The organism is Burkholderia sp. HI2761 (assembly GCF_002223355.1).
Classification (GTDB): Bacteria; Pseudomonadota; Gammaproteobacteria; order Burkholderiales; family Burkholderiaceae; genus Burkholderia.
Genome location: NZ_NKFN01000004.1, coordinates 1,361,495 through 1,384,097, shown reverse-complemented (window position 1 = coordinate 1,384,097; position 22,603 = coordinate 1,361,495). Strand labels below are relative to the sequence as shown.

Sequence of the window (22,603 nt, the reverse complement as noted above, 5' to 3'; positions counted from 1 at the left end):
GGCGGAAAACGATGAAAATCTACGACCAGTTCTACATCGACGGCGCATGGCGCAAACCGGCCGGCACCGGCACGATCGACGTGATCGATTCGGGCACCGAAGCCGTGATCGGCCGGATTCCCGAGGGCGTCGCGTCCGACGCGCAGGACGCGATTCGCGCGGCGCGCGCGGCCTTCGACGCATGGGCGGCCACGCCGGCCGCGACGCGCGCGGGTTACCTGCGCAAGATCGTCGAGCATCTGCAGGCGCGCAGCGAGGAACTCGCGCAGTCGATCACCGGCGAAGTCGGCATGCCGATCAAGCTGTCGCGCGCGATCCAGGTGGGCGGCCCGATCTACAACTGGAAGGCGTACGCAAAGCTCGCCGAATCGTTCGAATTCGAGGCGCGCGTCGGTAATTCGCTGGTGGTGCGCGAGCCGGTCGGCGTCGTCGCGGCGATCACGCCGTGGAACTACCCGCTCAACCAGATCACGCTGAAGGTCGCGCCGGCGCTCGCGGCCGGCTGCACGGTCGTGCTGAAGCCGTCCGAGGTCGCCCCGCTCAACGCGTTCATGCTCGCCGAAGCGATCCACGCGGCCGGGCTGCCGGCCGGCGTGTTCAACCTCGTGTGCGGGTATGGTCCGGTCGTCGGCGAGGTGCTGGCGACCGACCCGGACGTCGACATGGTGTCGTTTACCGGCTCGACGCGTGCGGGCAAGCGCGTGGCCGAGCTGGCGGCCGCGGGCGTCAAGCGCGTCGCGCTGGAGCTGGGCGGCAAGTCGGCGTCGGTGATCCTCGACGATGCCGATTTCGCGACGGCGGTGAAGGGCACGGTCAACGCGTGCTATCTGAACGCCGGTCAGACCTGCTCCGCGCATACGCGGATGCTGGTGCCGGAAGCCCGCTACGACGAAGCGCGCGAAATCGCGAAGGCCGCGGCCGAAACGTACGTCGCGGGCGACCCTCGGCAGGACGCGACGCGCCTCGGCGCGCTTGCGTCGGCCGCGCAGCAGCAGCGCGTGCAGGCGTACATCCAGCGCGGGATCGACGAAGGCGCGGAACTCGTGACGGGCGGCACCGGTTTGCCGGAAGGGCTCGCGAAGGGCTTCTTCGTGAAGCCGACCGTGTTCGGCCGCGTCGATCCGAAATCGACGATCGCGCAGGAAGAGATCTTCGGGCCGGTGCTGTCGATCATCACGTATCGCGATGAAGACGAGGCCGTGCGGATCGCGAACGATTCGCCGTACGGGCTCGGCGGCGCGGTGTGGGCCGGCAGCGACGAACGTGCGATGCGCGTCGCGCGCCGCATCCGCACGGGGCAGGTCGACATCAACGGCGGTACGTGGAACGGCGCGGCGCCGTTCGGCGGCTTCAAGCAGTCGGGGCACGGCCGCGAGAACGGCGTGTACGGGCTCGAAGAGTATCTCGAATACAAGTCGATGCAGCTGAAGCCGGCGAAGCCGGCCTGAACGCCGCTCGCGGCCCGAACCGGAAACGGCACGTTCTGAACTGCACCCCAAAAGTTGGACTAGATCCAACCTTTGGGGTGTTTTTCATGACGAAGTACGACGAACGTTTCCGACGTCAGGTGGTTCAGGCATACCTGGCTGGAGAGGCTGGGACCAAGACACTTGCGCATCGTTACGGCGTGGGTAGCACGATGGTCCGACGTTGGGTGGCGAGCTATCGAGAGCATGGCGAAGACGGACTGAGCAAGAAGCACAGCCACTACGACGCGCGATTCAAGCTATCGGTGCTCCAACGGATGTGGCGCGATGAGTTGTCATATGCCCGAGTGGCGGTGGTATTCGGCATTCGCAATGAACGGAGCATCCCGGTTTGGGAGCGCCTGTATCATGAGGGCGGTATAGAAGCCTTGATGCCTCGTCGCCGAGGACGTCCCCCGAAGATGACCACCTTGCCGCCACCGAAGCCTACCGATGATGCCGCGCAGAAAGAGCCGAGCCGCGAGGAACTGCTCAAGGAAATCGTGTATTTGCGCGCGGAGGTGGCATACCTAAAAAAGCTCGATGCGCTGCTGCAATCAAAGAAGCAGACAGCGCCCAGGAAAAAACGCAAATAATACGTGAGCTTAGGCAATGCCATCCGGTAGCCGCGTTACTGAAGGCGGCAGGTCTGGCACGCAGCACGTTCTATTACCAACTCAAGGTATTGGATGCTGGCGATCGGTATGCGGATCTCAAAGTGAAGATCCGGAGCGTGTACGACCACCACAAGGGCCGTTACGGCTATCGGCGAATCACGACAGTGATCCGGCAAGCGGGACACGCGATCAATCACAAGACCGTGCAGCGGTTGATGGGACAACTGCAGTTGAAATCTCTGGTACGCCCGAAGAGATATCGTTCCTGGCGAGGCGAAGTCGGCCGCGTTGCCCCAAATCTACTGCGGCGGCAGTTTGATGCTGAACGCCCGAATCAGAAGTGGGTGACCGACGTGACCGAATTCAATGTAGGGGGCCAAAAGCTCTATCTGTCGCCGGTAATGGACTTGTACAACGGGGAGATCGTCGCTTACCAAATGGATGAGCGCCCGAGCTTCGAGTTGGTCAGCGGCATGTTGAAGAAGGCGGTGGCCAAGCTCGATGATGAAGGACGGCCGTTACTGCATTCGGATCAAGGCTGGCAGTATCAGATGCCCGCCTACCGTCGGTTGTTGAAGCAGCATGCGCTCACCCAGAGCATGTCGCGCAGAGGTAACTGCCTTGATAACGCAGCCATGGAGAGCTTCTTCGGCACGCTGAAATCCGAGTGCTATCGGCTGGCGCGCTTTACGAACGTGGAGCAGTTGCGAGATGCGTTGAGCCGCTACATTCACTACTACAACCACGAACGCATCAAGCTCAAATTAAACGGGCTGAGTCCCGTGCAATACAGGACTCAGCCCTCGGCCGCTTAGATTTTAACCGTCCAACTTCGTGGGGTCAGTTCATTCGCGTGCCGTTTTTTTATTGACGGCCGTCAAGGTGCGCGGCGCTGGATCGTCGATCATCGCGGTTCCGATGTTCCGACGAGGTTTCAGATGACCGTACGCACTTCCTTTCCGCCGCTGACGATTCGCGGCCGCACCTTGCTGCCCGTCGTGCAGGGCGGCATGGGCGTCGGCATCTCCGCGCACCGGCTGGCGGGCAGCGTCGCGCGCGAAGGCGCGGTCGGCACGATCGCGAGCATCGACCTGCGCCACCATCATGCGGATCTGCTCGCGCGTTGCCGCGCGCAACCCGATCGCGCGACGCTCGAAGCGGCGAACCTCGACGCGCTCGCGCGCGAGATCCGTCTCGCGAAGACCTACAGCGAAGGGCGCGGAATGATCGCGGTCAACGTGATGAAGGCGGTGAGCGCGCATGCGGACTACGTGCGGGTCGCGTGCGACGAGGGCGCGGACGCGATCGTGATGGGCGCGGGCCTGCCGCTCGATCTGCCCGACCTCACGCAAGGGCACGACATCGCGCTGATCCCGATCCTGTCGGACAGCCGCGGGATCGCGCTGGTGCTGAAGAAATGGATGAAGAAGGGGCGCCTGCCCGATGCGATCGTGATCGAGCATCCGGCGCACGCGGGCGGGCACCTCGGCGTCACGCAGATCGGCGACATGCACGACGGCCGTTTCGATTTCGCGCGCGTGCTCGACGAAACCGCGCAGGTGATGGCGTCGCTCGGTCTCGCCCGCGACACGATCCCGCTGATCGTGGCCGGCGGGATCAACAGTCACGATACGGTGCGCGCGGCGTTCGCGGCCGGCGCGAACGGCGTGCAGGTCGGGACGCCGTTCGCGGTGACGGAAGAAGGCGATGCGCATCCGCAATTCAAGCGCGTGCTCGCCGAGGCGACGCCCGACGACATCGTCGAATTCGTCAGCGTGACGGGGCTGCCGGCACGCGCGGTGAAGACGCCCTGGCTCGATCGTTACCTGCGCAACGAGACGCGCATTCGCAACAAGCTCGGCGCGCTGAAGCAGCGCTGTCCGACCGCGCTCGAATGCCTGAGCGTATGCGGGCTGCGCGACGGCATCGAGAAATTCGGCCACTTCTGCATCGATACGCGGCTCGCGGCCGCGCTGCGCGGCGACGTCGCGAACGGACTGTTCTTCCGCGGCCGCGAAGTGTTGCCGTTCGGCCGCGCGATCCGCAGCGTGCGCGATCTGCTCGACCTGCTGCTGACGGGCAGTGCGACCGAGCCTGCGACAAACCGTCCTGCGTTTACGCTGGCTTGACGGATATCAAGATGACGAAAAGACCCTACAGGGAGAATGGAAACCATTCTTTGGGGGTCCGTACCATGCATGAAACGATTCGAACTTGTGTCACCGCAGCCGCCGTCGCGGCCGGCGTCGTCGCGATGCCGTCGCTGTCGCATGCGGCGTCGCCGGGCGACGGCATCAACCAGGGCGACGTCCTGGTCCGGCTGCGCGCGATCAGCATCCAGCCGAACGAGCGCGCGAGCGATACGCTCGGCGCCATCAACACGGGCGTGAACAACGCGATCGTGCCCGAGCTCGACTTCACGTACATGATCCGCGACTACCTCGGGGTCGAGCTGATCCTCGGCACGTCGCGGCATCAACTGACGTCAAGCCTCGGCAATCTCGGCGGCGTGGGCGTGCTGCCGCCGACGCTGCTGCTGCAGTATCACTTCAACCATGCGGGCAAGGTGCGGCCGTACGTCGGCGCCGGGTTGAACTACACGTACTTCTACAACAACGGGCTCAACGTCGGCGGGCAGGGCGTATCGATCGACAAGAGCAGCTTCGGTCCCGCGCTGCAGTTCGGCGTGGACGTGCAGTTGACGAAGAAGGTGTTCATGAACGTCGACGTGAAGAAGATCTGGATGAGCACCGATGCGACACTCGGCGACAAGGGCATCGGCACGCTGCACATCGATCCGCTGATCGTCGGCGTGGGCGTCGGGATGAAGTTCTAGACGCGACGGAAAAAGAACAGAGTTGGGGTTGGCGGCATGGCGGTCGGCATGCCGCTCTTTTTTTGCGCGGCCGATTTACAGCTTGTCGTACTGGAAGCGCATCGCGGTGCCTTCGCGCGTGATGCGCTCCCACACCGCGCGCTTTTCGTCGTCGCTCAGGAACACCCAGTTCGAGACTTCGGCGGCCGTGCGGCCGCAGCCCTTGCAGACTTCGTCGAAGAGCGTCGAGCACACGCCGATGCAGGGGCTGTCGGGGAGGTCGTGAAGATTGGAGGCCATCGGGAGGGTTCGCGCAGTTGAATCGTCAGCCGCCATTTTAATGCATCGCGGCGGCCCGGCCGGCCGCCGGCACCGGCGTGTTGTCCCGGCGCGGGAGCGTGACGGTTCGGGCGGGTGTCGGGCGCGCTCGCCGAGCGGGCGCACCCGGCATGCGAACGCGGGTTCGTCACCGTCCGTTTTTCCCGGTGGACAGCCGCCGATTACCCGATAGAATTCCCCCGGAACGCCCCGCCGCACGGGCGGCCCGAGCGGCCGGCAGCGGGAATCTGTTCCGTTTGCGCGACACCGGCATGATTTTTTTGTGACGGGGCGCGAATGATGGTAGTTTTCGGGGTTTTCGAGGGGCGGCGCGCCAGAATGCGCTGCCATGACGAGGCAGACGGCAGCCGGGCAATGCGTCCGGCCGGAGGGAGAACGGGATGAAAGCAAAGGTAGTGGGCCGGTTCGCGGCGCTCGCGCTGTGCGTGGGTGCATCGGCGGCAGCAGCGAAGGATACGCAGCTCAATGTCTACAACTGGTCGGACTACATTGCGAAGGACACGATCCCGAACTTCGAGAAGCAGGCGGGTGTCAAGGTCCGCTACGACAACTACGACAGCGACGACACGCTGCAGGCGAAGCTGCTGACGGGCAGCTCGGGCTACGACATCGTCGTGCCGACCAGCAACTACGCGGGCAAGCAGATCGCCGCCGGCATCTTCGCGCCGCTCGACAAGTCGAAGCTGCCGAACCTCAAGTACCTCGATCCGCAACTGATGGCGCTCGTCGCCGGCGCGGACCCGGGCAACAAGTACTCGGTGCCCTGGGCGTACGGCACGAGCGGTCTCGCTTACAACCTGACGAAGGCGCAGCAGGCGCTCGGCAAGGTGCCGCTCGACAACTGGGACATCCTGTTCAAGCCGGAAAACCTCTCGAAGCTGAAGGCCTGCGGCGTGTCGGTGCTCGATGCGCCCGACCAGATGTTCGCGGCCGCGCTGCACTACATCGGCAAGGATCCGATGAGCACGAACCCGGCCGACTACAAGGCCGCGATGGAAGTGCTGAAGAAGATCCGTCCGTACATCACGCAATTCAACTCGTCGGGTTACATCAACGACCTGGTCGGCGGCGACATCTGCTTCGCGTACGGCTGGTCGGGCGACGTCGTGATCGCGAAGCATCGCGCGATCGAGGCGAAGAAGCCGTACAAGATCGAGTACTACATTCCGAAGGGCGGCGCGCCGGTGTGGTTCGACGTGATGGCGATCCCGAAGGATGCGAAGAACAAGGAAGCCGCGCTGCAGTGGATCAACTACATCGAGGATCCGAAGGTGCACGCGGCGATCACCAACGCGGTGTACTACCCGAGCGCCAACGCCGAGGCACGCAAGTACGTGCGCCCCGACGTCGCGAACGACCCGGCGGTGTACCCGCCGGCCGACGTCGTGAAGACGCTGTTCCTGCTCAAGCCGCTGCCGCCTGAAATCCAGCGTTTGCAGACGCGTCTGTGGACCGAGCTGAAGTCGGGCCGCTGACACGAGCCGAAGTGAACCCGCAGTCATGAAGCCCCTGGTGCCCCCGGGGGCTTTGTTCGTCTAACGCAGGAGAGAAGCAGCACATCATGAATAGCCAGTCGGGCGCGCCGGTCGCGGGCGCGCCGTTCTCCGTTTCCTCCTCCGGCGCCGATGCGCGCGCCGAGAACTTTGTCCAGATCGTCGACGTCGTCAAGAAATTCGGCGACACCGAAGCCGTGCGCAGCGTCAATCTGACCGTGCGCCAGGGCGAGCTGTTCGCGCTGCTCGGCAGCTCGGGCTGCGGCAAGTCGACGTTGCTGCGGATGCTCGCGGGCCTCGAGACGGTCACGTCGGGCAAGATCCTGATCGACGGCGAGGACCTCGCGCAGATGCCGCCGTACAAGCGGCCCGTGAACATGATGTTCCAGTCGTATGCGCTGTTCCCGCACATGTCGGTCGAGTCGAACGTCGCGTTCGGGCTGAAGCAGGAAGGCACGCCGAAGGCCGAGCTGAAGGCGCGCGTCGCTTCCGCGCTCGAACTCGTGCAGATGGGCAAGTACGCGAAGCGCAAGCCGCACCAGCTCTCCGGCGGCCAGCAGCAGCGCGTCGCGCTCGCGCGTTCGCTGGTCAAGCGTCCGAAACTGCTGCTGCTCGACGAGCCGATGTCCGCGCTCGACAAGCAGATCCGCCAGCGCACGCAGATCGAGCTCGTCAACATCCTGAACAAGGTCGGCGTCACCTGCATCATGGTCACGCACGACCAGGAAGAGGCGATGACGATGGCGAACCGCATCGCGGTGATGAGCGAAGGCCAGATCGTGCAGATCGGCTCGCCGAACGAGGTGTACGAATACCCGAACAGCCGCTTCTCGGCCGAATTCATCGGCTCGACGAACCTGTTCGACGGCGTGACCGTCGAGGACGAACCCGATCACGTGTACATCGAATCGCCGGAACTGCCGAGCCGGCTGTACGTGAGCCACGGGATCTCGGGCCCGCTCGGGATGCCGGTCACGGTGTCGGTGCGCCCCGAGCGGATCGCGCTCACGCGCAAGCCGCCCGAAGGCGCGTTCAACTGGGCGCGCGGCAGGATCAGCAACGCCGCGTACATGGGCGGCTATTCGCTGTATCACGTCAAGCTCGACGCGGGCAAGACGGTGATCGCGAACGTGTCGAGCCTCGCGATTTCCGAGCTCGACACGCCGTCGCTCGGCGACGAGATCTACGTGCGCTGGAGCGCGACCGCAGGCGTGGTGCTGACGTCATGAACGCGTTCAAGTCCCTGCTCGAGTGGCCGGTGCGGCGCTTCAACCTGACGGGCGCCACGGCGGTCGTCGCCGGGCCGTTCACGTGGCTCGTGCTGTTCTTCCTCGTGCCGTTCGTGCTGGTCGTGAAGATCAGCTTCGCGGAGCTGCAGCTCGGCATCCCGCCGTATACGGAGCTCGCGTCGTACGCGGACGGCGTCGTGCACATCGCGCTGAACCTGTCGCACTACGCGTTCCTGTTCACGGACAGCCTGTATTTCGCGACCTACGTGAACTCGGTGTGGGTCGCCGCGATCACGACGCTGCTGTGTCTGCTGCTCGGTTATCCGATGGCGTACTACATCGCGCGTTCGAACCCGGCCACCCGCAACCTGCTGATGATGGGCGTGATGCTGCCGTTCTGGACGTCGTTCCTGATCCGTGTGTACGCATGGATCGGGATCCTGAAGAACAACGGGCTGCTGAACAACTTCCTGATGTGGATTGGGCTCACCCATACGCCGATCGAGCTGTACCGCACGAATTACGCGGTGTACATCGGGATGGTGTATTCGTACCTGCCGTTCCTCGTGATGCCGCTCTACGCGCACCTCGTGAAGATGGACCTGCGCCTGCTCGAGGCCGCGTACGACCTCGGCGCGAAGCCGTGGAAGGCATTCGTGCAGATCACGCTGCCGCTGTCGAAGAACGGGATCATCGCGGGCTGCCTGCTGGTGTTCATCCCGGCGGTGGGCGAGTACGTGATTCCCGAGCTGCTCGGCGGCGCGAATACGCTGATGATCGGCCGCGTGATGTGGAACGAGTTCTTCAACAACGCGGACTGGCCGATGGCATCGGCCGTGACGTGTGCGATGGTGTTGCTGCTGCTCGTGCCGATGGCGATGTTCCAGCACTTCCAGGCGAAGGAACAGGGAGGCCGCCGATGAAGCCGAACCGCTACCTGCAGTTCGCGGCGCTGTTCGTCGGCTTCGCGTTCCTGTACATCCCGATCATCAGCCTGATCGTCTATTCGTTCAACGAGTCGAAGCTCGTCACCGTGTGGTCGGGTTTTTCGTTCCGCTGGTACGAGGCGCTCGTCGAGGACGACGAGCTGCTGACGGCCGCGTGGCTGTCGCTGAAGATCGGCGTGCTGACCGCGTTCGCGTCGGTGTTCATCGGCACGTGGGCCGGCTTCGTGCTCGCGCGGATGGGGCGCTTTCGCGGCTTCGCGCTGTTCAGCGGGATGATCAACGCACCGCTCGTGATTCCCGAGGTGATCCAGGGGATCTCGTTGCTGCTGCTGTTCATCGAACTGGCGAAGTGGATCGGCTGGCCGGCCGAGCGCGGCGTGTTCACGATCTGGCTCGGCCACGTGATGCTGTGCATCTCGTACGTCGCGATCATCGTGCAGTCGCGCGTGCGCGAGCTGAATCCGTCACTGGAGGAAGCCGCGCTCGATCTCGGCGCGACGCCGCTGAAGGTGTTCTTCACGATCACGCTGCCGCTGATCTCGCAGGCGCTGATCGCGGGCTGGCTGCTGTCGTTCACGCTGTCGATCGACGACCTCGTGCTGTCGGCGTTCCTGTCGGGTCCCGGCTCGACGACGCTGCCGCTCGTCGTGTTCTCGCGCGTGCGTCTCGGCCTGAATCCGGAAATGAACGCGCTCGCGACGCTGTTCATCATCGCGGTGACGGCCGGCGTCGTGATCGCGAACTTCGTGATGCTGCGTCAGGAACGCAAGCGGCTGGCGGGGTTCGCGGCCTGACACGCCGGTTGCGGCCGTCATGAAAAACGCCCGGTGCCGACGACGAGTCGGGCCGGGCGTTTCGTTTTGGCGGTGCGTGACGATCGCCGGCCCGTCGCTGGCGTTCACGCGCCGAACGCCGCCTTCGCCAGCAGCCCGAGCGCGACGCATACGAGCACGGCCGCGAAGCCGGCCTGCACGTGCCGCGCGGCGAGGTGGCGCGACGCGCCGCGGCCGGCGGCCATGCCGAGCGCGGTCGCGACGGTGAACCACAGCGTCACGTCGAGCGGCGCGCGCGTGCCCGACACGAGCGTCGCGAGCACGCCGCCGGTGCCGACCAGCGCGATCACCATCAGCGACGTCGCGACCACCCCATGCATCGACACGTTCGTGAACTTGCGCAGCATCGGCACGATCACGAAGCCGCCGCCGACGCCGAGCAGCCCCGTCATCAGGCCCGTGACCGCGCCGGTCGACGCCAGCGCGATGCCGACGGGCCACGACCACACGAGCCGGCCCGTATCGGGATTCACGCGGCCGACGCACAGCGGCGACGCGTCCGCATCGGCCGCCTGCCGCCGCAGCGCCTGTCGCAGCAGGCGGCCGGCGACGACCAGCATCGTCAGCGCGAACAGCGTGAGCAGCAGGCGCTGCGGCAGCACGTGCGCGAGCCGCACGCCGAGCGTGGTCAGCGGCACGCCGGTCACGGCCATCAGCAGCGCCGCGCGATAGCGCACGAGCCCGCGGCGGAAGCCTTCGAGCGCGCCGAGCGCGGCGCTGCCCGCTACCGCGACGAGTGCGACGGGGGTGGCCTGCTGCATCGGCCAGCTCATCCCGACGACGAGCGCGGGCACCGCGAGAATGCCGCCGCCGGCGCCGGTCAGGCCGAGCACGGCGCCGACGAAGCCGCCCAGTACGAGGGAAATCAGCATGACGTCATCGCGCTCCGGTCAACGTGCGATCGCGGGCTTCGCGAGCCATTCGCGGCCCTTGAGCATCGCCTTCCAGTAGAGCGGCGGCAGCACGCGCTCCTTGAGCAGCCACGCGAGCCGCGATGGCCGCTTGCCATCGATCAGCCAGGCGGGGAAGGTCGGGGCGACCTTGCCGCCGTACAGGAATTCGGCGAGCACGATCTTGCCGCGCTCGACGGTGAGCGGGCACGAGCCGTAGCCGTCGTACGCGGCGGCGCCCCGTGCGCGGCCGAGCGACGCGAGCAGGTTGTGCGCCACGACGGGCGCCTGCTTGCGCGCGGCCGCGGCCGTTTTCGCATTGGTCGTGTTGGTGACGTCGCCGAGCGCGTAGATGTCCGGAAACTGCTTGTGCCGCAGCGTCGCCGGATCGACGTCGATCCAGCCGGCCGCGTCGGCGAGCGGGCTCGCGCGCACGAAGTCGGGCGCCGTCTGCGGCGGCACGACGTGGATCATGTCGAACGAACGCTCGACGGTTTCCTTGCCGCCGTCCGGCAGCGCGCGAGAGAACGTCGCGCGGCGCGCGGGCCCGTCGATCGCGACGAGGTTGTGGCCGAACGACAGCGCGATGTCGTAGCTTTTCACGTACTCCATCAGCGCGGGCACGTAATCGGCGACGCCGAACAGCGCGCCGCCCGCATTCAGGAATTCGACGTTCGCGGCGTCGAGGCGCCCCGTGCGCCGCCAGTGGTCGCACGACAGGTACATCGCCTTTTGCGGCGCGCCCGCGCACTTGATCGGCATCGGCGGCTGCGTGAAGAGCGCGCGGCCGCCGCGGAACGCGCGCACGAGCTCCCACGTGTACGGCGCGAGATCGTAGCGGTAGTTCGACGTGACGCCGTTGCGGCCGAGCGTGTCGGCGAGGCCGTCGATCGCGTGCCAGTCGAGCTTGAGCCCCGGGCACACGACGAGCTTGCGATAACCGATGCGTCGGCAGCCGTCGAGCACGATCGCGTGCGCGTCGGGCTCGAAGCCCGCGACGGCGGCCCGGATCCGCTGCACGCCGTGCGGCAGCACGTCGGTCATCGGCCGCGCGGTGGTGCCGGGCTGGAACACGCCCGCGCCGACCATCGTCCAGCCGGGCTGGTAATAATGGACGTCGGCGGGATCGATCACCGCGATGTCGAGCGAAGCGTCGCGCGCGAGCAGGCTCGACGCGACCGCGATGCCGGCCGCACCGGCGCCGACGATCACGATGTCGTGCCGCGCGTCCACGGCGGGCGGCGCCTGGCGGCCGCCCTGCGCGATACGCGATGCGAGCGCGCCCAGGTCGTAGCCGGCCGCGCCGGCGGTGGCGACGAGGTCGTCCAGCGGGCGCAGCCGCGCCTGCGACAGCGCCCACAGCGCGGCCGAACGCGTGCCGCTGCGGCAGTAGGCGAGCACGGGGCCTTCGAGCGACGCGACGAGCGCGCCGAATTGCGCGGCCTGGTCGTCGGTGACCTTGCCGGTATCGACCGGCAGGTAATGCACGTCGATGCCGAGCGGCGCGGCGGCCGCGCGGATCTCGGTGACGGTCGGCTGGTCGGCGCCTTCTCCGTCGGGCCGGTTGCAGATGATCGCGCGGATGCCCGCCGCGTGAAGCGCGGGCAGGTCGGCCGCCGCGATCTGCGGCGAGACCGACAGCGCGTCGGTCAGCTTGCGGATGGTCATGTCGGGGTTCTCCGGATGGGGCGGGGCGCGCGGCTCAGATCGCGTCGAGCGGGATCTTCAGGTAGCGCACGCCGTTGTTCTCGGGTTCGGGCAGATGGCCGGCGCGCATGTTGACCTGCACGGACGGCAGCATCAGCACGGGCATGTCGAGCGTCGCGTCGCGCGCGGTGCGCATCGCGACGAAATCGTCCTCGCTCACGCCGTCCTTCACGTGCACGTTCGCGCGGCGCTCCTCGGCGACGGTCGTCACGAACTGCACGTCGCGGCCGCCCGGCTGGTAGTCGTGGCACAGGTACAGGCGCGTGTCGGCGGGCAGCGCGAGCACGCACGCGATCGAGCGGTACAGCGTGCGCGCGTCGCCGCCCGGGAAATCGCAGCGGGCCGTCCCGTAGTCGGGCATGAACAGCGTGTCGCCGACGAACGCCGCGCGCTGCGTCGCATCGGCCACGCAGTAGGTCATGCACGCGGGCGTGTGGCCCGGCGTGTGCAGCGCGCGGATCGTCAATGCGCCGAGCGCGAGCGTGTCGCCGTCGTCGACGAGCCGGTCGAACTGACGGCCGTCTTCCGCGAAGCCGGGGCCCGCGTTGAACAGCGTGCCGAACACGTGCTGCACGCGGCGCACGTGCGAGCCGATCGCGATCCGGCCGCCGACCTGCGTTTTCAGGTACGGCGCGGCCGACAGGTGGTCGGCATGCACGTGCGTCTCCAGCAGCCAGTGCACGGTCGCGCCGAGTTCGGCGACGCGCGCGATCAGCCGGTCGGCGCTGGCGGTGCGCGTGCGGCCGGATTTCGGGTCGTAGTCGAGCACGCTGTCGATCAGCGCGCACGCGCGGCTCGCCGTATCGAGCAGGAGATAGCTCACTGTGTGGGTCGCCGGGTCGAAAAAGCCTTCGACCGACAGGGCGGGGGCGTTGCTCACGGGGTGTCCTCGATCGGGTTCTTCATCTGCAATCGCGATCTTTATCTCAAGAAGCATGCCAGCCTGCGGCGCGGCACCGACCGATACGCCAGGGACTTGATTCGGCTCGGGTTTTCGGTGCGTCCGGCGGCCCCGTGTGGGCGGCCGCGACATCCGGTGGCGAACGAGAACTGCCACGACTGGCAGTGTCGTGGCAGAATTGGCAGTCAGCCTGGCAGTCCGCCCGGGCGCCCCTTCGCCGAGCGAGCCTCCGCATGAATCCGCACGACACCATTCCGATCGTCCCCGCCCCGCGTCGTGACGCGATGCCCGACGTACGCGCGCTCGTCGCATATCTCGAGCAGGACCCGCAGCCGATGATCGTGGTCGACCCCGACTACCGCATCCTCGCGGCGAACGATGCGTACCGGCGCCAGTTCGGTGTGGCCGGCGTCGAGCATGTGGGCCGGCACTGTTTCCAGGTCTCGCATCACTACGACGTGCCGTGCGACCAGGCCGGCGAGCATTGCCCGATGAAGCAGGCGCTCGAATCGCGCGGGTTGAACCGCGTGCTGCACATCCACCACACGCCGCGCGGCCCCGAGCATGTCGACGTCGAGCTGCGGCCGATCTTCGATGCGGACGGCAACGTGATCGCGTATGTCGAGCGGCTGACGACGGTGCGCAGTGCGTCCGCGCAGCCGAGCGCGGAAGGGCTCGTCGGCGGCGCCGACGCGTTCAACGCGGCGCTCGGCGCGCTGCAGCGCGTCGCGCCGTCGACGCTGCCGGTGCTGCTGCTCGGCGAATCGGGCACCGGCAAGGAGCTGTTCGCCCGCGCGCTGCACGAAGCGAGCGATCGCGCGATGGGGCCGTTCGTCGTCGTCGATTGCTCGGGGATCGCCGAGACGCTGTTCGAGAGCGAACTGTTCGGCTACGAGAAGGGCGCGTTCACCGGCGCGAACCAGCGCAAGCCGGGCCTCGTCGAAACCGCGCAGGGCGGCACGCTGTTTCTCGACGAGATCGGCGACGTGCCGCTGCCGATGCAGGTGAAGCTGCTGCGGCTGATCGAATCGGGCACGTTCCGGCGCGTCGGCGGCGTCGAGGCGCTGCGCGCCGATTTCCGGCTCGTCGCGGCCACGCACAAGCCGCTGCGCGAGATGATCGACGACGGCCGGTTCCGGCAGGACCTTTACTACCGGATCAACGCGTTCCCGATTCCGCTGCCGGCGTTGCGCGAGCGGCGCGGCGACATCGCGCTGCTGGCCGAATCGATCCTGCGGCGGATCGCGAACGCGCGCGGCAACGCGGGCGACGCGAATGCCCGACCACTCGCGGCCCGACCGTTCGTTCTGACCGAGCGCGCGCGGGCGTGCCTCGACGCGTATGCGTGGCCCGGCAACATCCGCGAGCTGCGCAACGTGCTCGAACGCGCGTGCCTGTTCGCGGACGACGGGACGATTCGCGTCGAACATCTGCCGGCCGAGCTCGTCGCGGCAGCGGCGGCGCCGCACGCGCAGGCGGTGGCCGCGCGCGGCGTGTCCGATGCGGAGCTGGTCCGTATCGCGCGCGCGTTCGACGGCACGCGCAAGGCGCTGGCCGAGCAGCTCGGATTGAGCGAACGGACGCTGTACCGGCGGATGAAGGCGCTCGGCCTCGGCTCGCGCGAGCGCTGAACGGGCATGTCGTGCGCGGCTGGCGGCGGCACGTGGCTTTGCCGATAATGGCGCTTCCGATTCCAGCGCGCCCGCCATCGTCGATGAAAAAAACTGCCCTCTCGCGTTGCCTGTTGCTTGCCTTCGCGGCGCTGGCCAGCCCGGCGCACGCCGCCGACTACACGTGGACCGATGCGGCCGGCGCACACGCGGTGACGCTCGCCAGAACCGCGTCCGGCGACGACGTCGAACTCAAGGTGTCCGCGACGCTCGACGGCCACCCCGACTGGACGGTGCGCGACTATGTGAAAGCCTGCCCGGTCGACGTGATCCTCGACGTCGTACCGAAGTCGATCGAAATGCGCGATCTGCTCGGCAACGGCCGCAAGCAGTTCCTGTTCGCGTACAAGATCGGTTGCCGCGGCGACGTGAGCGCCGATCAGGTCAAGTACTTCCTGATCGACGCCGGCACGAAATACGTGCTGCGCGGCGAGGAAACCGTCACCGTCAACGGCAAGTTCGTCGACGGCGGCGCGGCGCCCGTACCGAATGCGGACCTGAAGGCGCAACCCGCGTTTCTGCGCTACATGACGAAGCGCTGGCGCGGGATCAGCAGGCGCAACGACTAGGCCGGCGCCCGGGCGGTGCGTGCGAGATGGGCCGATCGATGCTGGATACCGGCTGCCGATGGTGAAACGGGCGGCACGCGGGAAACCCGCTTGCCGCCCGCCCGTCATGCGATCAGCGCACGGGCGCCAGTTGCGCCATCGCCTCGCGAACGAAACCGATCAGCGTCTCGTCGGTCCACGAATCCTTCGTCAGCGCCGGCTCGTTCATCAGCGCCGCGCGGAATTTCGCGTGCGTGGCCGGATCGTGACCCGCGTAGCTGCAGAACAGCTCGAGCCAGCGCTGCGCGAGCACGCGGCCTTGCGGCGAATCGGGCTGGATGCCCGAATCGATCGCGTCGCGCACGTCGGCCATCAGTTGCGGCCATTCCATCGCGCGTTCGCCGTAGTGCGCCCGCATGAAGCGGATCTCGTCCCGCGCGAGGTACTTCTCGAAGAGCCGCATCTTCGTTTCCGATGAAGCACGCAGCACATAGTCGCGCAACGCGGTCGAAATGCCGATCTTCGACTGCATCGACGGTTCGTGCTCGTGCATCAGGTTCAGCTTCGCCAGCAAGCGCGGATCGTTGTTCGTGTCGCGCACCAGCAGCGCCATCCAGCGCGCGGCGAGCGCACGGACGCGCTCGTCCTCGGCGGGCACGCCCGCGTCGTGCAGCGCACGGACCTCGTCGACGAGCGCGGTCCATTCCGCGTCGCCGGCCTGACTCTTCTGGTACATCGGCAGGCGAGCGAGTTCTTCCTCGGAGAAATATTTGTCGTACACGGTCATCAACTCCAGTGTGGTGAGCCAATCGGCCAGTTCCGGCTCGGTGCCCGCCGCGAGCTGCGCATGCAGGCTCGCGAGCCGCTCGCGCAGCTGCGCCGTTTGCGCGAGCTGGCGGTCGAGCGACGCGATCTGTCTGGCGACGAGATCGACGAGCGGGGTACCGGGCTGGTTCAGGTAATCGCCGATTTCGGCGAGCGACAGTCCGAAGCGACGCAGGGCCTGGATCTGATGAAGCCGGGCGATGTCGTCGCGGTCGTACAGCCGGTAGCCGTTGTCGGCGCGCGCCGAAGGCGTCAGCAGACCGATTGCGTGATAGTGATGAAGCGTGCGGACGGTCAGCCCGGTGCGTTTCGCCAGTTCTCCCACTTTCAGCCGCATTGGTTCCTCCGTTCGGTGCGCACACTGGAGTCTCGAACGTTACGCTACGTGAGGGTCAAGCGGAAGATCGGTGATCGGACGGGCGTTGCGGGAGGCCGCACGCGCGTCCGATCGAAGGAGGCTTATTGCGTCGAAGGGGCGGACTCGGGCGTGGCGGCGGCGCGCGCGTCCTTGCCGCCGGCGCCGGCGGTTTTACCGGACTTGTCGCCGTTGTCGGCCGGCGGTGTGCCCATCGCCTGGTAAAGCCGCGCGGTATCCGCGAACCGTGCGCCGGTCGCGCGAATCTCGTCGAGCCGCGCATTGCGGTACTGCAACTCGCTCGCGCGCGCGGCCGACGGCGGCAGCGCGCCGAGCCGCACGCGGGCGGCCGCGTCGTCGTATGCGCCACGCGCGGACAGCGCGGCGCGCGACGACGCATCGAGCGCCTCCGCGTCGTGCTCGAGCGCCGCGAGCGAATCGGCGACGTTCTGGAACGCGCCGAGCACCGCCTGCTTGTACTGGTCGACCGCGGCCTCGTAGGTCGCCTTCGCCGCGCGGCGCTGGGCGAGCAGCGCGCCGCCGTGGAAGATCGGCTGGCTCAGCGACGCGCCGACGTTCCAGATCGCGCCGGCGCCCGACAGCATCGTCGGCCAGCTGAAGCCGCCTTTGCCCATCGCCGCCGACAGCGACAGTTGCGGAAACATCTGCGCGGTCGCGAGGCCCACTTCGGCGGCGGCGGCCTTCAGCCCCGCGTCGGCGGCCTGGATGTCCGGGCGGCTTTGCAGCAGGTCCGACGGCACGACGACGGGCACCTGCTCGGGCAGGTGCAGATCGGCGAGCGCGAGATCGGCCGGCGGCCGGTCGGGCGTGCGGCCGACCAGCACCGCGAGCGCATGGCGCGCCGAGTCGCGCTGCTGGCGCAGCGCAGGCAGGCTCGCCGCGAACGTGTCGGCGCTTTGCCGCGCATTCAGCGCGTCGCCGCGCGATGCCGAACCGAGCGCATGGCGGCGCTCGGCGTCGTGCGCCTGGTCGTTCGCGAGCGCGACGAGCCGCTCGGTCGTCTCGATCTGCGCATTGAGCACCGACACGGTGATCGACGCGGTCACGATGTTCGCGGCCAGCGCGCGCCGCGCGGATTCGAGCTGGAACGCGCTGACGTCGACGCGCTTCGCGAGCGCGCGGTTCGCGAAGCGCGACACGCCGAACAGGTCGACCGTGTAGCTTGCCTGCAGTTGCCCGACGAACGTGTCGTACAGCAGCGTCGGCGGGCCGAGCGCGGGAATCGGTACGCCGAGCGCGCGCTGGCGCGTGGCCTGGCCGACCGCGTCGATCGACGGCAGCATCGAACCGCCGATCTGCCCGCGCAGCTGTTCGCGCGCGGCATCCAGCGAATGCGACGCCGCACTCAGCGTCGGGCTGTTGCGCAGCCCTTCGTCGATGAGCGCGTTCAGCGCATCGGACCGGTACTGCTTCCACCAGTCCGGCACCGGCTGCGCGCCGACCTCGAACTGCTGCGCGACGCCTTGCGCGGACACGGTCTGCTCGACTTGCGGCGCGGCGCCGTAGTGCGAGGGCGACGGCATCGCGGGCGGCTCGCCGCTCGGCGCGAACCACGCGCAGCCCGCGAGCGGGCCGGCGACGCTCGCGATCGCGAGCGCCCGCACGGCTTTCGTTTTCAGGGTCATCGATCGATCCATGGTCAGGCTCCCGACGCCGCGGCCGGCGTGCTGCCGCCTGGCGGCGGACCGTCCTGCGGGTCGCGTTCGTCGCGCTTCACGCGGAACCACGTCGCGTACAGCGCAGGCAGATAGAACAGCGTCAGCACGGTCGCGCTCGTGATGCCGCCCATCAGCGCGGTCGCCATCGGCCCGAAGAAGTTCGAGCGCAACAGCGGGATCAGCGCGAGCACGGCGGCCGCGGCCGTCAGCGTGATCGGCCGGAAACGCCGCACGGTCGCGCCGATGATCGCGTCGATGCGGCCGTGACCGACCGCGATGTCCTGCTCGATCTGATCGACGAGGATCACCGAGTTGCGCATGATGATCCCGAACATCGCGATCACGCCGAGCGTCGCGACGAAGCCGAACGGCTGGCCGAACAGCAGCAGCGTCGCGACCACGCCGATCAGCCCGAGCGGTGCGGTCAGCACGACCATCAGCACGCGCGAGAAGCTCTGCAGCTGGATCATCAGCAGCGTGAACACGGCGATCGCCATCAGCGGCATCTGCGCGTTGATCGACGTCTGCGCCTTCGCGCTTTCCTCGACCGAACCGCCGATATTGATCTGATAGCCGACCGGCAACTGCGCGCGCAGCGCGTTCAGCTTCGCGTCGACCGCATGCGTGACGTCGATGCCCTGTGCGCCGGCGCGCACGTCCGACTGCACGGTGATGGTCGGCTGGCGGTCGCGTTCCCACACGACGCCGTATTCGAGCGTCGGCGTGAAGCGGCCGAGCGAGCCGAGCGGCACGGGGCCGTTCGGCGTCGGCAGCGCGAGGCCCGCGAGTTTCGCCGGATCGACGCGGTCGGCCTGCGGCGCGCGCAGGTCGACGGCGATCAGCTTGTCGCGTTCGCGATACTGCGTGACGGTCGTGCCGGACAGCGTCATCGCGAGGAAGCTCGACACGTCCTGCGACGTGACGTTCAGCTCGCGCGCCTTCTTCTGGTCGAGCTCGAAGCGCACCGAGCGTTCCGCCGGCTCGTCCCAGTCGAACTGCACGTTGACCGTGCGTGCATCGCCGCGCATCGTCGCCGCGACCTTCTCGGCGATTGAGCGCACCGTCGCGATACTGTCGCCGCTCACGCGGAACTGCACCGGATAGCCGACCGGCGGCCCGTTCTCGAGCCGCGACAGCCGCCAGCGCACGGCAGGAAACTTGTCGCGCAGCGTGGTTTCGAGCCAGATCGCGAGCTTCTCGCGATCCTCGACCGATTTCGCGGTGATCACGAACTGCGCGAAGTTCGGCAGTTGCAGCTGCTGGTCGAGCGGCAGGTAGAAGCGCGGCGCGCCGCTGCCGACGAAGTTCACCGAATGATCGATCTCGGGACGCTTGTCGATCGCTTTCTCGAGACGCTCGGTCTCGCGCAGCGTCGCCGCGAACGACGCGCCTTCGGGCAACCGCAGGTCGACCAGCAGCTCGGGCCGGTCGGAGCTCGGGAAGAACTGCTGCGGCACCAGCGAGAAGCCCATCATCGCCACGACGAAGAGGACGCCCGTGATCAGCAGCACGACGAAGCGGCGCTCGATGCACCAGTCGATCCAGCCGCGCAGCCGCCGGTAGAAGCGGGTGTCGTAGATGTCGTGCTCGTGATCGTCGGGCAGATGCGCTTCGTGTGCGTGCCGCTTGCGCTCGGGCAGCATGTGGAAGCCCAGCAGCGGGATCAGCACGACGGCCGCGAACCACGACGCGATCAGCGCGATCGCCGACACCTCGAAGATCGAGCGCGTGTATTCGCCGGTGCTCGATTTCGCGAGCGCGATCGGCAGGAAGCCCGATACCGTGACGAGCGTGCCCGTCAGCATCGGGAATGCGGTGCTGGTGTACGCGAACGCGGCGGCGCGCGCGCGGCTGTAGCCCTGTTCGAGCTTCACGGCCATCATCTCGACCGCGATGATCGCGTCGTCGACGAGCAGCCCGAGCGCGAGCACGAGCGTGCCGAGCGACACCTTGTGCAACCCGATGTCGAACATGTACATGAAGAGCGCGGTGACCGCGAGCACGACCGGAATCGAGATCACGACGACCATCCCGGTGCGCAGCCCGAGCGACACGAGACTCACGACCAGCACGATCGCGATGGCTTCGGCGACGGCTTCGAGGAAGTCGTCGACCGAATGCGAGACCGCGTGCGGCATGCTCGACACCAGCGTCAGCTTGAGGCCGGCCGGCAGTTGCGCCTGCAGATCCTTCGATTCGGCGTCGAGCGCCTTGCCGAGCCGGATCACGTCGCCGCCCGGCTGCATCGTGACGCCGATGCCGAGCACGGCCTTCCCGTTGCTCCGCATCTGCGTGACGGCCGGATCGTCGTAGCCGCGCCTGACGGTGGCGAGATCGCCGAGCCGGAACGTGCGGCCGTTGATGCGCAGCAGCGTATCGGCGATCGCGCCGACGTTGTCGAACTGGCCGCTCGGCCGCACGAACACGCGATCGTCGGCGGTCGTCAGCACGCCGGCCGACGAAATGTCGTTCTGCGCGTTGATCGCCTGCCCGAGCTGCTGCGGCGAGATGCCGAGGCGCGTGAGCTGCGCATTGTTGACCTCGATGAAGATCCGCTGGTCGGGGTCGCCGAAATAGTCGACCTTGCCGACGCCCGGCACGCGCAGCAGCACGGTGCGTAATTGATCCGCGTAGTCGTGCAGTTGCGCGGGCGTGAAGCCGTCGCCCTCGAGCGTCCAGATGTTGGTGTAGACGTCGCCGAATTCGTCGTTGAAGAACGGGCCCTGCACGCCGGGCGGCAGCGTATAGCCGATGTCGCCCACTTTCTTGCGGATCTGGTACCAGGTCTCGGGCACGTCCTTCACGGGCGCCGAATCCTTCATCGTGAAGAAGATCAGCGATTCGCCGGGGCGCGAATAGCTGCGCAGGAAGTCGATGGCCGGCGTTTCCTGCAGCTTGCGGCCGATCCGGTCGGTCACCTGTTCCTGTACCTGCCGCGCGCTCGCGCCGGGCCAGAAGGTACGGATCACCATCACGCGGAACGTGAACGGCGGGTCTTCGGATTGCGCGAGCCGCGTGTACGCGAGGATGCCCGCGAGCGTCGCGAGCGCGATCAGGTAGACGACCAGCGCCTGGTGGCGCAGCGCCCATGCGGACAGGTTGAACCGGCCTTCTTCGTGGGAGACGCTCACGATGCGAAGTCCTCCGGATGCAGCGGCGCGATCGCGCGCACCTTCTCGCCCGCGCTGACCGTATGCACGCCCTGCAGCACGACGCGCTCGCCCGGCTGCAGCCCGTGCGACACCGTCACGGTGCGCTCGTTGAAGCGCGCGACGTCGACGCGGCGCAGTTCGAGCGTGTCGTCCTTCGTGCGCACGACCCATACGGCCGGTTGCGCGCCGTCGTGGAACAGCGCGGTCGCAGGCAGCGTGATCGGCTGCGTGTCGCCGGCGGCCGGCGCGCCGTCGAACGCGACGTCCGCAGTCATGCCGAGCCGGATCGCCGGATCGGGCGCGCCGACCGTGAGCTTCACGCGGTAGGTGCGGCTTTGCGGATCGGCGGCCGGCGCGATTTCGCGCACCTTCGCGGCGAATCGGCGGCCCGGCAGCGACGGCAGCGTGACGGTGGCCGCATGACCGGGCGCGAGCGATGCGAGCGCGGCCTCGGGCACGTCGCTGACCACGTCGACGTCGCCCGACCACGCGAGCTGGTAGACCGGCTGGCCGGCCGACACGTTCTGGCCGGTATCGGCCTGTTCGGCGGTGATGGTGCCCGCATGATCGGCGACGAGCGTCGCGTAGCGGAGCTGGTTCTTCGCGAGCGCGAGTTGCTGCTGCGCCTGGTCGCGCTGCGCGAGCGCCGACGTGTAGCTGTTCTGGGTTTGTTCGAGCTGCGCGGTCGCGATCAGGTTTTCGCGGGCCTGCGCGCGATCGCGGTCGAGCTGCTGTTTCGCGAACGCGAGGCTGTGCGTGGCGGCATCGAGTTGCGCCTGCGCGCTCGCGGCGTTCTTCTCGACGTCGGACGGATCGAGCAGCGCGACGACCTGGCCGACCTTCACCGTATCGCCGAGCCGCACCCGGCGTTCGATGATCTTGCCGGCGATGCGGAACGACAGCGGGGTGGCGTAGCGCGGCTGGATGTCGCCGGGCAGCGTGCGCGCGGCCGCGAGGCTGTCGGCCCGTGCGGGCAGCGCGACGACGGGGCGCGGGGCGGGCGGCGCGGATTCTTTCGGATGACAGGCGGCAAGGACGAGCGCGGCGCCGATCAGCAGCGCGGCGCGGGAACCGGAGCGATTCACGAAACCCCCAGGTGAGGTGGAGCGGAACGAAGCCGGCAAGCGCGGCGGGCGC

Annotated in this window: 18 protein-coding genes; 10 read left to right on the top strand and 8 right to left on the bottom strand. The window is 67.6% G+C overall.

Going from position 1 to position 22,603, the window contains the following annotated elements; translation table 11 throughout:
• Positions 1 to 11 precede the first annotated feature (11 nt).
• The 4 genes from CFB46_RS13220 (at position 12) to CFB46_RS13205 (ending at position 4,919) form a co-directional block, all read left to right on the top strand.
• Complete coding sequence (locus tag CFB46_RS13220; RefSeq protein WP_089500229.1) at positions 12 to 1,448, top strand: aldehyde dehydrogenase family protein; 1,437 nt, start codon at positions 12 to 14, stop codon at positions 1,446 to 1,448.
• Positions 1,449 to 1,534: 86 nt separating this feature from the next.
• Positions 1,535 to 2,898, top strand: a protein-coding gene (locus CFB46_RS13215; protein WP_089500228.1) for an IS3-like element ISBmu5 family transposase whose coding sequence is annotated in 2 segments (ribosomal slippage) — positions 1,535 to 1,997 and positions 1,997 to 2,898 — 1,365 coding nt in all. Because the reading frame shifts where the segments join, the coding sequence is not laid out codon by codon here.
• Between the two features lie 123 nt (positions 2,899 to 3,021).
• The gene (locus tag CFB46_RS13210) at positions 3,022 to 4,212 is read left to right on the top strand and encodes an NAD(P)H-dependent flavin oxidoreductase (protein WP_089500227.1); all 1,191 of its coding nucleotides are present in this window, start codon (positions 3,022 to 3,024) and stop codon (positions 4,210 to 4,212) included.
• Positions 4,213 to 4,277: 65 nt separating this feature from the next.
• Complete coding sequence (locus CFB46_RS13205; RefSeq protein WP_089500226.1) at positions 4,278 to 4,919, top strand: OmpW/AlkL family protein; 642 nt, start codon at positions 4,278 to 4,280, stop codon at positions 4,917 to 4,919.
• A 75-nt stretch (positions 4,920 to 4,994) separates the two neighbouring features.
• Here the strand turns inward: CFB46_RS13205 and CFB46_RS13200 are convergent, their stop codons facing one another.
• Positions 4,995 to 5,198, bottom strand: coding sequence for a DUF1289 domain-containing protein (locus tag CFB46_RS13200; protein WP_006493160.1), 204 nt, complete (start codon positions 5,196 to 5,198; stop codon positions 4,995 to 4,997).
• Positions 5,199 to 5,617: 419 nt separating this feature from the next.
• Here CFB46_RS13200 and CFB46_RS13195 point away from each other — a divergent pair, with 419 nt between their 5' ends.
• The 4 genes from CFB46_RS13195 to CFB46_RS13180 all read left to right on the top strand — a co-directional run bounded on the left by CFB46_RS13195 (position 5,618) and on the right by CFB46_RS13180 (position 9,700).
• Positions 5,618 to 6,712: a polyamine ABC transporter substrate-binding protein gene (locus CFB46_RS13195; RefSeq protein ID WP_089500225.1), complete on the top strand. Its 1,095-nt coding sequence runs from the start codon at positions 5,618 to 5,620 to the stop codon at positions 6,710 to 6,712.
• 86 nt (positions 6,713 to 6,798) lie between these two features.
• Positions 6,799 to 7,959: an ABC transporter ATP-binding protein gene (locus CFB46_RS13190; protein WP_089500224.1), complete on the top strand. Its 1,161-nt coding sequence runs from the start codon at positions 6,799 to 6,801 to the stop codon at positions 7,957 to 7,959.
• Positions 7,956 to 8,882, top strand: coding sequence for an ABC transporter permease subunit (locus tag CFB46_RS13185; protein ID WP_006488137.1), 927 nt, complete (start codon positions 7,956 to 7,958; stop codon positions 8,880 to 8,882). The genes CFB46_RS13190 and CFB46_RS13185 overlap by 4 nt, the downstream gene beginning before the upstream one ends.
• On the top strand, positions 8,879 to 9,700 hold the full coding sequence (locus CFB46_RS13180; protein WP_089500223.1) for an ABC transporter permease subunit: 822 nt from the start codon (positions 8,879 to 8,881) through the stop codon (positions 9,698 to 9,700). The genes CFB46_RS13185 and CFB46_RS13180 overlap by 4 nt, the downstream gene beginning before the upstream one ends.
• Before the next feature lie 104 nt (positions 9,701 to 9,804).
• Here CFB46_RS13180 and CFB46_RS13175 read toward each other — a convergent pair whose 3' ends face one another.
• From CFB46_RS13175 to CFB46_RS13165, 3 genes are read right to left on the bottom strand one after another with little or no spacing between them, the layout of a single operon-like run.
• A complete protein-coding gene (locus CFB46_RS13175; RefSeq protein ID WP_089500222.1) occupies positions 9,805 to 10,611 on the bottom strand; it encodes a sulfite exporter TauE/SafE family protein in 807 nt (268 codons plus the stop codon).
• An 18-nt stretch (positions 10,612 to 10,629) separates the two neighbouring features.
• Positions 10,630 to 12,297, bottom strand: coding sequence for a bifunctional protein tyrosine phosphatase family protein/NAD(P)/FAD-dependent oxidoreductase (locus CFB46_RS13170; protein WP_089500221.1), 1,668 nt, complete (start codon positions 12,295 to 12,297; stop codon positions 10,630 to 10,632).
• Positions 12,298 to 12,331: 34 nt separating this feature from the next.
• Complete coding sequence (locus CFB46_RS13165) at positions 12,332 to 13,216, bottom strand: MBL fold metallo-hydrolase (RefSeq protein ID WP_089500220.1); 885 nt, start codon at positions 13,214 to 13,216, stop codon at positions 12,332 to 12,334.
• Between the two features lie 254 nt (positions 13,217 to 13,470).
• Here CFB46_RS13165 and CFB46_RS13160 point away from each other — a divergent pair, with 254 nt between their 5' ends.
• A complete protein-coding gene (locus CFB46_RS13160) occupies positions 13,471 to 14,868 on the top strand; it encodes a sigma-54 interaction domain-containing protein (RefSeq protein WP_089500219.1) in 1,398 nt (465 codons plus the stop codon).
• An 83-nt stretch (positions 14,869 to 14,951) separates the two neighbouring features.
• Positions 14,952 to 15,476 carry a M949_RS01915 family surface polysaccharide biosynthesis protein gene (locus tag CFB46_RS13155; protein ID WP_089500218.1) on the top strand — a complete coding sequence of 175 codons (525 nt, stop codon included), beginning with the start codon at positions 14,952 to 14,954 and terminating at the stop codon, positions 15,474 to 15,476.
• A gap of 112 nt (positions 15,477 to 15,588) precedes the next feature.
• On the opposite strand, the gene CFB46_RS13150 is transcribed toward CFB46_RS13155, so the two are convergent.
• The 4 genes from CFB46_RS13150 to CFB46_RS13135 form a co-directional block, all read right to left on the bottom strand.
• Positions 15,589 to 16,617, bottom strand: coding sequence for a MerR family transcriptional regulator (locus CFB46_RS13150; RefSeq protein ID WP_089500217.1), 1,029 nt, complete (start codon positions 16,615 to 16,617; stop codon positions 15,589 to 15,591).
• A gap of 122 nt (positions 16,618 to 16,739) precedes the next feature.
• Positions 16,740 to 18,293, bottom strand: coding sequence for an efflux transporter outer membrane subunit (locus CFB46_RS13145; protein ID WP_089500216.1), 1,554 nt, complete (start codon positions 18,291 to 18,293; stop codon positions 16,740 to 16,742).
• Between the two features lie 2 nt (positions 18,294 to 18,295).
• Complete coding sequence (locus CFB46_RS13140; protein WP_027784505.1) at positions 18,296 to 21,445, bottom strand: efflux RND transporter permease subunit; 3,150 nt, start codon at positions 21,443 to 21,445, stop codon at positions 18,296 to 18,298.
• Positions 21,442 to 22,551: an efflux RND transporter periplasmic adaptor subunit gene (locus tag CFB46_RS13135; RefSeq protein ID WP_089500215.1), complete on the bottom strand. Its 1,110-nt coding sequence runs from the start codon at positions 22,549 to 22,551 to the stop codon at positions 21,442 to 21,444. The genes CFB46_RS13140 and CFB46_RS13135 overlap by 4 nt, the downstream gene beginning before the upstream one ends.
• Positions 22,552 to 22,603 lie beyond the last annotated feature (52 nt).